Source organism: Mucilaginibacter sp. PAMB04274 (assembly GCF_039634385.2).
In the GTDB taxonomy this organism is placed as follows: domain Bacteria; phylum Bacteroidota; class Bacteroidia; order Sphingobacteriales; family Sphingobacteriaceae; genus Mucilaginibacter.
Genome location: NZ_CP155081.2, coordinates 2,577,347 through 2,590,077 on the forward strand (window position 1 = coordinate 2,577,347; position 12,731 = coordinate 2,590,077).

At 41.1% G+C, this 12,731-nt stretch carries 8 protein-coding genes; 4 read left to right on the forward strand and 4 right to left on the reverse strand.

Annotation, left to right across the window (positions count from 1 at the left end; all coding sequences use genetic code 11):
- Positions 1-155: 155 nt before the first annotated feature.
- The gene (locus tag ABDD95_RS10950) at positions 156-1,505 is read left to right on the forward strand and encodes a PhoH family protein (protein ID WP_345951931.1); all 1,350 of its coding nucleotides are present in this window, start codon (positions 156-158) and stop codon (positions 1,503-1,505) included.
- On the opposite strand, the gene ABDD95_RS10955 is transcribed toward ABDD95_RS10950, so the two are convergent.
- Positions 1,502-3,685 carry an FUSC family membrane protein gene (locus ABDD95_RS10955; RefSeq protein WP_345951932.1) on the reverse strand — a complete coding sequence of 728 codons (2,184 nt, stop codon included), beginning with the start codon at positions 3,683-3,685 and terminating at the stop codon, positions 1,502-1,504. The genes ABDD95_RS10950 and ABDD95_RS10955 overlap by 4 nt on opposite strands.
- Before the next feature lie 183 nt (positions 3,686-3,868).
- On the opposite strand from ABDD95_RS10955, the gene ABDD95_RS10960 reads away from it, so the two are divergent.
- Positions 3,869-6,466 (forward strand): phosphoenolpyruvate carboxylase, encoded by a 2,598-nt coding sequence (locus ABDD95_RS10960; RefSeq protein ID WP_345951933.1) that lies wholly within the window; start codon positions 3,869-3,871, stop codon positions 6,464-6,466.
- 113 nt (positions 6,467-6,579) lie between these two features.
- Positions 6,580-7,122 carry a DUF4142 domain-containing protein gene (locus ABDD95_RS10965; RefSeq protein WP_345951934.1) on the forward strand — a complete coding sequence of 181 codons (543 nt, stop codon included), beginning with the start codon at positions 6,580-6,582 and terminating at the stop codon, positions 7,120-7,122.
- Positions 7,123-7,240: 118 nt separating this feature from the next.
- Here ABDD95_RS10965 and ABDD95_RS10970 read toward each other — a convergent pair whose 3' ends face one another.
- The 3 genes from ABDD95_RS10970 to gyrA are packed head-to-tail and all read right to left on the reverse strand — an operon-like array spanning position 7,241 to position 12,200.
- Positions 7,241-8,494, reverse strand: a complete 1,254-nt coding sequence (locus ABDD95_RS10970) for a hypothetical protein (protein ID WP_345951935.1) — start codon at positions 8,492-8,494, stop codon at positions 7,241-7,243.
- A gap of 7 nt (positions 8,495-8,501) precedes the next feature.
- Complete coding sequence (locus ABDD95_RS10975) at positions 8,502-9,623, reverse strand: tetratricopeptide repeat protein (protein WP_345951936.1); 1,122 nt, start codon at positions 9,621-9,623, stop codon at positions 8,502-8,504.
- 3 nt (positions 9,624-9,626) lie between these two features.
- Positions 9,627-12,200 carry a DNA gyrase subunit A gene (gene gyrA / locus ABDD95_RS10980; RefSeq protein WP_345951937.1) on the reverse strand — a complete coding sequence of 858 codons (2,574 nt, stop codon included), beginning with the start codon at positions 12,198-12,200 and terminating at the stop codon, positions 9,627-9,629.
- 379 nt (positions 12,201-12,579) lie between these two features.
- Between gyrA and ABDD95_RS10985 the strand changes: the two genes are divergently transcribed.
- On the forward strand, positions 12,580-12,714 hold the full coding sequence (locus tag ABDD95_RS10985; RefSeq protein WP_345951938.1) for a hypothetical protein: 135 nt from the start codon (positions 12,580-12,582) through the stop codon (positions 12,712-12,714).
- Positions 12,715-12,731 lie beyond the last annotated feature (17 nt).

Genomic DNA, 12,731 nt, shown 5'->3' on the forward strand with positions numbered 1-12,731 from the left:
GCTTTTAAAGCCAGCTATGGTTGGGGTTAAAAGTTAAGGAAACGGAAGTTGAAACGTAAATGTGGAGGCTTCCGTTTTCGTGTTTTATATACTCTTCAATTATATTCATTCGGCCGTACTATAGGCTACAGCTAAAATGTATATTTTTACCTTACATGGCTAAAGAGGGTAAAATCAAATCAACATCTGCTCAAAAAAAAATATTTGTACTGGATACGTCGGTTATTCTTTACGATCATAACGCATTTGAAAGCTTTCAGGAACATGATGTGGCTATTCCAATTCAGGTATTAGAAGAGCTGGATAACATGAAAACGGGTAATGATACGCGTAATTTTGAAGCTCGTGGATTTATTCGCTTAATGGATAATTACTCGCAAAATTATTTGCTTAACAACTGGTTACCATTAAACGGTAAAAATAAAGGTTCGTTTAAAGTTGTAATGGATAAGTCAGAGGCTACAGTTAATGCGGAGACTATATTTGGAAGTGATAAGATAGATCATCGCATACTTAATGCAGCCTTAGGCCTTCAACAGGAAAATCCGGACAAAAAAGTTATTTTAGTATCGAAAGATATTTGTTTGCGGCTAAAAGCAAAGGCGCTGAACTTGCATGCCGAAGATTATGAGACAGGTAAAGTAAAAAATCTGGAAGCGTTATATACTGGCATAGGCCCCCTGCAAAAAGTAACCGAACGGCTGCTGGGCCAGCTTAACAAGCAGCCGTTGCCGGCTGACACGGCAAATATCCACCCCGCCGGTAATCTATTCTATATATTGCAAGGTAAAAATACTGCTGTTCCTGCGTTTTATAACATACAGAATGCCCAGTTAGAGAAGATACAGCAGCAAACAGCTTTTACCATTGAGCCGAGGAGTGTGGAGCAGGCGTTTGCCTTGCATGCTTTGCTTAACCCTGCTATTAAATTGGTTACCATACAAGGTAATGCGGGCACCGGCAAAACACTGCTTGCCTTGGCAAGCGCGCTTGAACAGCGTAAAAACTACAGGCAAATATTTATTACACGCCCTACCGTGCCGCTGGGCAATAAAGAAATCGGGTATTTACCTGGCGATGCTAAATCGAAGGTTGATCCATTTATGGCGCCCATTTGGGATAATCTCAAGTTCTTGAAAGACCAATATGCCCATGATGAGAAAATGCAAAAGAAGATTGATGAACTGGTGGCTACCGACAAAATATCCATCACGCCCCTGGCTTTTATACGCGGACGTACACTTAGCAAAATTTTCTTTATGGTTGATGAGGCACAGAACTTGACACCACATGAGATTAAGACAATTATCTCAAGAGCAGGGGAGAACAGCAAGGTGGTATTTACAGGAGACATCTACCAAATTGATACGCCATATCTCGATGCGGAGAGTAACGGGTTGTCTTATTTAATCGATAAAGCTAAAAACCATCCGCTTTACGCGCACATCACTTTGCAAAAAGGCGAACGCAGCGAATTGGCCAACCTTGCAAACGAATTACTTTAACTTATAAATGCATCAGCCGTTTTAGCAATATCGGCGCTTATTTTATGAATGAAACCGAGCTGGTCTTTTAACAAAATTTCGTCTGCAGTTAACTCGCGTTGTTCAGAACCGTCCAACTTTTTATCGCCTACAAAGTCAACACCGACTCCGCCCAGCTTTTTAGCGCTGTCATTAAGAATGTTAATACTACGTTTAACCATCTTTAAGTTCTCGCCACTGGTTTTATGCAGCTCACGCCCTGTAACGCCCGAAGCCATTGTAGCTATGTATGAGGATAGGATGTGATTTAATACAACAAATTTATGCACATCCTTACTTTTGTGCTGCTTGTTTTTGGGCTCAGAAGTCATGCGCTCAAAAGCAGCTGATAAATTAGCGGATTTGATATATACCTCTTTACGTGCTAGCTTATATTCAGTAGTGCTCACCGGTATACCGGTTATACTTTCAGCAATTTTAGTGAGATAATTGGCATTAGCCGTAAGTACTTCGTGCAAACTCTGTTTTAACTGTTCAGACTCCCAAGTTGGGAATAACAGATAATTAGCACCAAATGCAATTACTGACCCTATTATCGTGTCTATAATCCTTTCCTCGGCAATGTTTAAATGCCCTAAACCTAAAAACCGGAACAATATCAACACGTAAGGCGTCATCAGTACGATGCCCACCCCATAATTAATTCGTATAAAACTGTAGGCACCAACCATCAAAACGGCCAATATTACAAATTGAGCCGTATCGTTATGTACAAAATTAAGAATACCAACGCCAATAGCTCCTCCAAAAATGGTACCGATAAGCCGCTGGTAGTTGCGCTGTTTAGAAAGGCTGAACGCCGGTTTTATAATAACAATAATGGTAAGTAATACCCAGTAGCTATGCTGCCCAAATACTACTGTACGGCCAGTAACAGCATTAATGAAATGTAGCAAAGCGCTGCTTTTGGTAATGATAAAACCAAACAGGCAAACTAAAGAAACGCGCAGTGCAAACTTAAAGGTGGTTGATTTGAACGTAAGGTTGTCTAATAGCAGTCTAAGCGAAAAATCCTGATGCGCAACAAATTTATCATACTCTACCTGGTATGGATTGTCAATTGGCTTTTTAGAGGTGCGGGCCTTATGATATCTATAAATGTCGACGATCTTTTGATTTAAATCACGCAGATTAATCAAGATTTTTTTCAACACCAGGTTACTTCCTGTGTTTCCGGAAGCTCCCAGTGTATCAATCTTAGCCTTCAGCTCTTCTAAATCGGTGCTAAACCGCTTGGCTGAGCGGTAAGTAGTGTTAGAAAGCACAGCAAATCCAATGTTATCTAGTTCATCGGCCATGCGGTGAAGCAAATGACCAATATCTTCCAGAATACCTGTTTCGCCAAACTGCTCATGTATACGGCTGTAATCATAGTGGGTAGCCATAATCTGCTCAAACATATCTACCAGATCAACAAACGTAAGTACCAGCATACGGCTATAATTGGTTGATTCTTTAACCACCTGCCGGCTCTTAAACAGTAACTCCCTAACGGAATCCTGATGCTGACTTACCATGATCTGTTTGGAAACAAGCTTTCTGTAATTGTCGTCAATATTAATCTCAGGTAAATAAAAATCGGCCTTCACCCTTAAAAATTCAACAATATCCCTGATGTTTTCACCTAAAGCCTGCTGGGCCGCACGATAAGGTCTAATGCCAAAGAACATCAGGCTCATGAGCATATACCATATACCTCCGGCTAACACCATTAAGCTATGCGTCCAAATCTCGCTTCTGGCAATATCTTTATCCATCACAAAAACCATGGCTAGCAAACCTGCGGTTCCCACTGCTGCTGCCCTATTACCGAAAACGATGAGTATGGAAAAAATAAAAGAGAGGAGGGTAACTTCAGTACCTAAAACCCATAGATTAAAACGTGCATATCCGGTAACTATCAATACCAAAAAAACAAGGGCGTTGCCTATTAGCATTGCGTTACGCTTGTGAATAACCGGTCCGGGGTTATCAATAACGCTCATGCAAACAGCACCTAACGATATAGTTAAACCGGTTTGAAGTAAGCCTAATTGAGCAAAAACAACAGCAGGCAATAGCAAGCCCATGCTAATACGCAGCCCGTCAGAAAAATACTGGCTGAAAAGGAAGCTTTTTATCTCGCGGGTTTGGGTAGACATTAGGTTAGCAGCAGCAAATTACAGTACAAAAATAGATAAACCAAGAAGTATATCAGAAAAACATACATTGTGCTAAATGCAATAACTATTTATTATCAGCTTGGTTTGATTATTTATAGATAAGATGTGTATTTTAACGCCGCTTAAAGAAGGCGTTCGCCTTCATTTAACAGTTTATAAAATATGTCAGTAACACCACATTCTACCCAACGGGAAACAGTCTTCAGCCAAGAGGTCATAACTCGCTTCGAACTTTATAACAGTTTATTTTTAACGCTACCTTTTTATCAAGTTAAGGATACCGGAATTTTATTACCGTTCTTTAGCTCGCATTGCGAAAAAGGAGTAGCACAACTTAAATCACCAAGTGAAGTTATTGAGTCTTTTTTTGATGAGCATGTACCCGGCGTTGATGAACGTGAGAAGATTAATCGTTTGTTCCGCTTTATACAGTATATCGAAAGACAAGTGGTACTATTTGATGCCATTGAGGATTCATCGTTCAGCAAATTAAGCCGGACCGATGATAGCGGTACCCTGCAAGGCTTATTGCAGCAGGTGGCATCGAGCGATGAAGTGCGCGAAAAGATTAGTGAGAAGCTTAAGAATTTCTCATTACGCCTAGTATTAACCGCGCATCCTACACAGTTTTACCCTGGCACGGTACTAACAATCATGACCGACCTAATTGAGGCGCTTAAAACGAACGATATTAATACCGTAAATCTGCTTTTACAGCAGTTGGGTAAAACGCCGTTCTTTAACAAAACTTCGCCTACGCCTGTAGACGAGGCCATTAGCCTGATTTGGTTTTTAGAGAACGTGTTTTATTACGCCTTGGCTGGTATACAAACCCGATTGAATGAGGAGTTTGGTATTGACAGCTTTCCCAACCAGGTGTTTGAATTAGGCTTTTGGCCGGGCGGCGATCGCGACGGCAACCCGAACGTAAAAACCAATTCGACACGTACGGTTGCAGCAACGCTAAGGCAAATCATCTTCAGGTGTTATTATAGAGATTACCGCATCCTAAAGCGTCGCATTACGTTTAGAGGCATTGAGGAGCCTATGAGCAGGCTTGGTGATTTGTTGTACGTGAACGCCTTTAATCCGCAACCAGAGGCTGGTGATCTGCAGCAAGAAATGATTGACTTGTTGCAGGGTATTAAAGATACGCTGGTTAAAGATCACGATGGTATATTTTTAGAGCTGATCGAAGATCTGACACTGAAGGTAAGGCTTTACGGCTGCTATTTTGCTGGCTTAGACATTAGGCAGGATAGCCGGGTATTGCGCACGGTATTTCAATATGGCTTAAAACAACCCGGGCTAAATAACGGCTTGCCAGAAAATTACAGCGAACTGAGTGAAGATGAAAAACTAAAACTCATTAGCTTTAATGAAGCTGATTATCCTTGCACTGAGGAAACAGATGGCAATACTGATGAAGCGATGATCAATGATACGCTATGCACTATCAGGCTGATGCATAAAATTCAGCAACAAAACGGCGAGAAGGCCAGCCATCGGTTCATCATCAGCAATTGCCAGGAAGCTTCGGATATACTGCAGTTAATGAATTTGTTTTTGTGGTGCGGTTGGACGAAAGACAACCTGACCATTGATTTTATGCCATTGTTTGAAACCGTAAATGACCTGAAAAATGCGGCTGGCGTAATGGAAAAATTGTATGCGCACCCTATATACAAAGAGCATTTAAAGAAGCGTGGAAACCGTCAGATGATAATGCTGGGTTTCTCAGATAGTACTAAGGATGGTGGTTATTTGATGGCTAACTGGTCTATATACCAAGCCAAGGTTGAGTTAACCGCCATAACCAAAAAGTATGATATTGAGCTGGCATTTTTTGATGGGAGGGGAGGTCCGCCGGCAAGAGGTGGTGGCAAAACGCACCGCTTTTATGCGGCTATGGGCAAAGAAATTGCGAACGATCATATCCAACTGACCATACAAGGCCAAACCGTTAGTTCACAATACGGCTCTATAGAAACAGCAAAATACAATATCGAGCAACTCGTAAACGCTGGTATCACATCAGCGCTGCATCCAAATCATCGTGATTTGCTCGACACAGCACATAAAGACTTAATCTCCACAATGGCCAATGAGAGCTTTGATAAGTTTCTGGCATTGCGTAAGCATCCCATCTTTACCGAGTACCTGGAGAACATGAGCCCATTAAAATTGCTGTCCAACATCAATATAAGCAGTCGGCCTACCAAACGCAATGCTGGCGCGCCGTTAAAGTTAGAAGATTTGCGGGCTATTAGTTTTGTAACCTCGTGGAGCCAGTTAAAACAAAATGTACCAGGCTTTTATGGGGTTGGTTCGGCTTTAAAAAAAGCAAAAGACTTAGGTAAGTGGCAAGATGCGGTAGATTTGTACAAGTCATCTGGTTTTTTCAAAACCATGATCGATAATTGCATGATGTCCATGTCTAAATCCGACTTCAGGATTACAGCGCACCTGGAACATAACGAGCATTATGGGGAGTTTTGGAAATTACTGAAAAACGAGTTTGACTTAACAAAGGCTTTAACGCTTGAATTAACGGGCAACCAGGAACTAATGCAAGAATACCCGGTTGAAAAACGCTCTATAGCAATGCGTGAGCGCATTGTTTTACCGTTGGTTGTTACACAGCATTATGCACTGCAACAATTAAAAAATACAACAGATGAAGAGTTAAAGAGCGCCTATAGTAAGTTAGTGATTCGTACAGTTTACGGTATTGTAAATGCCGGACGTAATTTGGCCTAATACTATAGTTAAATAATAAAATCCAAACTGTTCAAATATTGTTGTTCGTTTTGTAAACCAGTAAAACATTTAATTGTTACTAAAATAATTATCTGTTAACATCATCTTACAAAATGAAAAACATCTTAAGTTTAAGCGCTGTAGCGTTACTAGCTATATCAATAACCGCCTGTAATGATAATCGGCGCGCAAAAAATTATAACGAAAAAACTTTGGTTGATGACCAGGGAATTGGATTTATAAAGGAAGCTCATGAAGCCAGTTTAACAGAAATAAAGGCTGGCACAGTTGCGCAGGCCAAATCACAAAACCCGCGGGTTATTAGCTTTGCCAAGATGATGATATCTGATCATAAATACATGGGCAGCGAAGTAAAAAAGCTCGCGACTGATAAGTATGTCAATTTAAAAATGGATACAGACACACTGAATCCGGAACATCAGCAAATGGTGATTGGTTTAAATAAAATGTCGGGACCTGCCTTTGACAAAGCGTACATGCAAATGATGGTTGCAGATCATGCTAAAGTTATTGAGCTATTTCGTAAGAATACCGATAACCGTATAACCGAAATAAAAAAGCTGGCCGAAAAAAGCTTACCGAAACTAAACATGCACTTAGATTCAGCCAAAGCGATTAATGCATCTTTAAAATAATAAAAGAAGCAGCTATTATCAAGCTGCTTTTTCTATTTGAAATAACTTCTCATAATTAACATTATGTTAAGTAAATTCAATTATAATAAAGGGCCCACATTACTGGGCCCCTTGTTACTTATTTTATTGCATCCATTCTTTTCTTAATCTCTGCAGTTTTAACGGTGTTCTTCTTAATGATGTAGTAGTTTCTTAAATTACCTAAAGCGCTTAAATCATCTGGTTTAAGCTCAACTGCTTTTTCCAGGTATGGTTTTGCTTTATCAGCGGCGGCGTTAGCTTTTGCAGATAATGCATTGTATTCTTTTTGCTTAGCAACGGGTAACTTGTTTGCAGCATTGTAATCATCAACTGCAGAAGTCATTAAAATATATCCCATGTTTAGGTTAGCTTCGAAATAGTTCGGATCTAACTCAACTGCTTTCTGATAAGCATCTGCAGCCTTAGCATTGTTGTCGTCTCTGGCTTTCAAAGCAGCAGCTTTAGCAGCCGGATCTTTGGCTTTTTTAGCAGTTTCGGCCTGTGCATCGGCTATTTTACCGTATGCAATGCCAGTATAAAAGTGCAGCGTTTTATTTTTTGGATCATTAGTAGCAGCAGCTTGAATTTTGTCTATAAATTCTGCTTGCTTGCCTTGTTGTAATGCAATTTCTACCTCACGGCCGCGTAATGTTGCGCTGGTTGGGAATTTGCTAACTCCTTCACTTACAGCAGCTAATGCATTGGTGGTATCTTTTGTCATCAGATATAAGTTGGATAAATCTGAATAGATATCTGCTCTGCGGCTATAATTTGTGGTAACTAATTTTTTATAGTTGTTAATGGCAATTGGGTAGTTCTTCGAGTTTGCAGCAGCTAAGCCGGTGTAGTAAATGGCTGTAGTATCTTCTGGATAAATGCTACGATAAAAATCAAAAGCTTTGTAGGCTTCGTCAAATTGTTTAGCCTGAAATTCTTTTACACCTTTATTCAACTGATAATAAGCCAGATACTGATTTGCTTCGTCAACCAGTTTTTTAAACTCCCCTTTTGTATCAGTTTCTTTAGCTTTTTTTATAGCATCGGCGGCAGCGCTATACAAAGGCTGTGATGTTGTTGCTACTGTATCGTTATAAGCCAAAGCACCATAAATTGCGCCTTTTAGAGCATAAGTTTGAGGTAATGTACCGGTTTTATCGTTGGTAGCGGCTTTATCAATAGAAGTTTTAGCAGTATTAAGGCTGGTTCTGGCGTTAGTAGCCATCGCCTTTTGCTGTCTGAAAACTGCATACTTGTCGTACTCGGTCTGAGCAGTATTTAACTCTGATTTTTGTGCAAATACTGTTGCCGAGAACAGGCTCATAGCACCTGCTATCAAAAATTTAATTTTCATAGATTCTCTAATTAGTTAATTGTTGCAATTTACTGTTTATGTTATTTAATTGAGTGTCGTTTCCGCTTTTTGCATATATAAGTTGCAAAAGCTTTAGGGTATTAACGTTTTTAGGAGACATTTCATATGCCTTTTGCAGCCAAAGTGCCGACCGCGAAAGATTTTTATCCGCCTCATCCTTGTTTCGCTTGGCAGCACTAAGCTTTAAATACAAAAGCCCTAAATTAAGTACGGGGTCATAAGCAGCACTATTCAGTTCAATAGCACGCAGGTACAATGACTCTGCCCTATCATATTTTTCCAAACGGTCATAACAATTAGCTGCAATAAAATACACCTCTGCATCATTGCCGTAAGCATCCAGTAAATCTTTCAACAGCGGCTCCAGTGATCTGTAATCCTTTTTATTATTGAAGATATTAGCTTCTTCCAAAACAAGGCTTTTATCGCCAGGTAAAAAGCGCCTCCCCTTTTGCAACGTTTCCAGTGCCTTTGCGGTATCCCCCATCGTTTTATAAATGTTTGACGCGGCAATCACATATTCTGTTTTGGCGCTGTCGGCAGTCAGCAAGGTGTTATAAAATTTAACTGCTTCCTCCAAACGGCCGGCCCGGGTATTAGCATAGGCTATATAAGCGTTTATTTGACCAAACTTAGGTGAATACTGCTGTGCTTTTTTAAAAGATTCAACCGCATTTGTAAAATCTAAATGCCGGCATTGCTCAAATCCATTTCTGATCAAAACATTAGCCAGGCATCGTTTTGAAAAATCGAGCTCCGTTTGGTATTTGTAGATTCGTTTATGGTGAGAAAGTCTATCAACCAGTTCAACTGTTTTGTTCGAAAAATCTGCAGGCTGATTTAAGCGGTTAGTGGAGTCTATATAAGCTATGCTTGAGTAAACAATAGCTTTGTATATGTTTTTACCAAGGTTAGATGAATCTGACCGGGTTTTAATTAAACTATCAACCGATTTTTTGGCGTTGCTCAGATATTTGAGCTCGCCGCGCTGGCGATAGTAAGCCAGATTGTTTACCACAACCTTTAATGCCTCGCTTTGGCCAAAGGCTAACGGTGCGGTAAACAATCCTAATAAAACCAGTACAATGATTTTACGGCTTAGTAGCATAATTTATTCGTTTTCTGCATCATCTGGCGCATCTGCCGCCGGACTATCGTTGTCTTCAATTCCAACGTCGGTGCCGTTGGTGTTCAAGCTGCTTTCAATCGCCTGTTCCAGTTCTTCCTCTTCGCTGTGCTCAATTTTAGCTACCGAAGCAATTTCATCACCCTCTTTCAGAGAGATCAAACGAACACCCTGGGTTGCACGGCCCATAACCCTTAATTGGTTCATGGCAATACGGATAATGACACCAGAGCGATTAATGATCATTAAATCATCACCATCTGTAACATCTTTTATGGCAACAAGTTTGCCGGTTTTTTCAGTTACGTTAATAGTTTTTACACCCTTACCACCACGGTTTGTAACGCGGTAATCATCAACGTCTGTACGTTTGCCATATCCTTTTTCAGAAACAACAAGTATGGTTGTGTCTAAATCGTTAACGGCTATCATTCCAACAACAGCATCTTGCTCGTTCTCTAAAGTAACGCCTCTAACTCCGGTTGCAGTGCGACCCATTGGCCTAACTGTAGCTTCATTAAAGCGGATTGCGCGGCCTGATTTTAAGGCCATTACAATTTCGCTGCTACCGGTAGTTAATGTGGCTTCGAGCAAGGTATCGCCATCATTAATATTAATAGCGTTAATACCGTTAGAACGCGGACGAGAATAGGCTTCTAAAGAAGTTTTCTTGATGGTGCCTTTAGCCGTACACATGATAATGAAGTTGTTTTCCAGGTATTCCTGGTCTTTCAAATTCTTAACCTTTATATAGGCTTTAATCTTTTCCTCTTTAGGGATATTAATAATGTTTTGGATAGCACGTCCTTTTGAGGTACGGGTGCCTTCCGGAATTTCAAATACCCTTAACCAGAAGCAACGGCCGGCCTCAGTGAAGAACAGCATGTAATTGTGGTTTGATGCTACCAGCAAGTGCTCTATAAAGTCTTCATCGCGGCTGTTACTGCCAATAGCGCCTTTACCTCCTCTGCCCTGGCGGCGATACTCAGTTAATGGCGTACGTTTAATGTATCCCTCGTGCGAAATAGTGATAACAACATCTTCATCCTCAATGAAATCTTCAGTCATCATTTCGGCGCTCGAGTGAACCATTTCGGTTTTACGCTCATCGCCATATTTTTCTTTGATTTCTAATAGCTCATCCTTGATGATCTGCATTTGCAACGCCGGGTCTGCCAGGATAGATTTCAAGTACTCAATAGTTTTCATTAACTCGGCATACTCTTCTTTAATCTTATCGCGCTCCAGTCCCGTTAAACGGCGCAGCGTCATATCCAAAATTGCACGGGCTTGTATTTCGCTTAAGCCAAACTGCGTCATTAAACCATCGCGTGCTTCTTCAGGCGTTGCCGAAGCACGGATAAGGCGTATTACCTCATCTAAGTGGTCTAAAGCAATTAATAAGCCCTCTAAGATGTGCGCGCGCTTCTCAGCTTCCGCCAGTTCGTACCGGGTACGGCGAACAACAACTTCCTGCCTATGCTCCACAAAGTGGTGTATCAGGTCTCGTAGGTTAAGCAACATAGGGCGGCCTTTAACCAGCGCAATGTTGTTTACACTAAAAGAAGTTTGCAGTGAGGTATATTTATAGAGGTTGTTTAAAACGATAGCGGCATTGGCATCACGTTTGATCTCATAAACTACACGAATACCTTCGCGGCTGGACTCGTCGCGAATGGTAGATATACCTTCTATTTTCTTTTCGTTAACCAGCTCGGCAGTGCGCTCAATCATTTGCGCCTTGTTTACCTGGTAAGGAATCTCGGTAACTATTATACGTTCACGATCGTTATTGAAGGTTTCAATCTCGGCACGTGCTCGTAAAACTACACGGCCGCGGCCGGTTTCAAAGGCGTCACGGGCACCTTCATAACCATAAATAATTGCACCAGTCGGAAAGTCGGGACCTTTGATATAGTTCATCAACTCGGCAACTTCAATATCGCGATTATCAATCAACGCTACCGTAGCATCAATAACTTCCGAAAGATTGTGCGGCGCCATATTAGTGGCCATGCCCACCGCAATACCCGACGCACCGTTAACAAGCAGGTTAGGAATTTTAGCAGGTAGTACGCTTGGCTCCTCTAATGAGTCGTCGAAGTTTAACTGGTAGTCGATAGTATCTTTATTGATGTCGGCCATCATTTCTTCGGCTATCTTTTGCAAGCGAGCCTCCGTGTAACGCATAGCCGCAGGGCTATCACCGTCAATAGACCCATAATTGCCCTGACCATCTACCAGCGGATAACGTAAGCTCCAATCCTGAGCCATACGCACCATGGTGTCATATACCGACGAGTCGCCGTGCGGGTGATATTTACCAAGCACCTCCCCTACAATACGCGCCGATTTTTTAAAAGGTTTACCACTGGATAAACCCAAATCGAGCATACCGAATAATACGCGTCTGTGTACAGGCTTTAGGCCGTCGCGCACATCTGGAAGTGCACGTGATACGATAACCGACATTGAATAATCAATGTAGGCCGCTCGCATTTCTTCATCAATGTTTATAGGAATGATTCTGTCTTCGTTCTGTGAATTATCTTCAGCCATTTCAATTTTTGTGTAAGAAAAATTTGCTCAATGTGTTAGGTTGATGCGAAAAATTTGACTTGCGAAGATACGAATTTTAAGCCATTTTAAAGGTAAAATTACTAACATTCCGGCCGGTAAGGCTTACAATACAGGCTTTGCAATAAAGGAAAAGTAACTCAGCTTACCGAATAATTACGGGGTAAAAAGGCAGATCGTTAACAGCAGCAAAGGCAAAGGGCGGTTAAGATTACTCGTGCGATGCTTTTAATAGGACTTAGCAAAACTATTACCGTTATTTTCAGTTGTATCTTTAGTTGTAACTCTGCAAATATCAATCCCATTACTTCTCTTAAAAAGCGGTCGGAGCTTACACGCACACTACATAAAACAAATAATCATGAGTAAAGATAAAGGCGGCAAAAACATTAAAAAAGCACCCAGTACGGAAGGTAAAAAAGCAACCTCCGACTATCAATCGGGTAAGAAATCATCTTCCAAAGACGACGCAGGCGCAGGCGCCAAAAAAAAGTAGTATGGCTCTGTGGTGGC

What these genes read in the sequence shown, in the direction of transcription:
- ABDD95_RS10950 (WP_345951931.1), top strand. Translation starts at nt 156, where the DNA reads ATGGCTAAAGAGGGTAAAATCAAATCAACATCTGCTCAAAAAAAAATA.
- ABDD95_RS10955 (WP_345951932.1), bottom strand. Translation starts at nt 3,685, where the DNA reads ATGTCTACCCAAACCCGCGAGATAAAAAGCTTCCTTTTCAGCCAGTAT.
- ABDD95_RS10960 (WP_345951933.1), top strand. Translation starts at nt 3,869, where the DNA reads ATGTCAGTAACACCACATTCTACCCAACGGGAAACAGTCTTCAGCCAA.
- ABDD95_RS10965 (WP_345951934.1), top strand. Translation starts at nt 6,580, where the DNA reads ATGAAAAACATCTTAAGTTTAAGCGCTGTAGCGTTACTAGCTATATCA.
- ABDD95_RS10970 (WP_345951935.1), bottom strand. Translation starts at nt 8,494, where the DNA reads ATGAAAATTAAATTTTTGATAGCAGGTGCTATGAGCCTGTTCTCGGCA.
- ABDD95_RS10975 (WP_345951936.1), bottom strand. Translation starts at nt 9,623, where the DNA reads ATGCTACTAAGCCGTAAAATCATTGTACTGGTTTTATTAGGATTGTTT.
- gyrA (WP_345951937.1), bottom strand. Translation starts at nt 12,200, where the DNA reads ATGGCTGAAGATAATTCACAGAACGAAGACAGAATCATTCCTATAAAC.
- ABDD95_RS10985 (WP_345951938.1), top strand. Translation starts at nt 12,580, where the DNA reads ATGAGTAAAGATAAAGGCGGCAAAAACATTAAAAAAGCACCCAGTACG.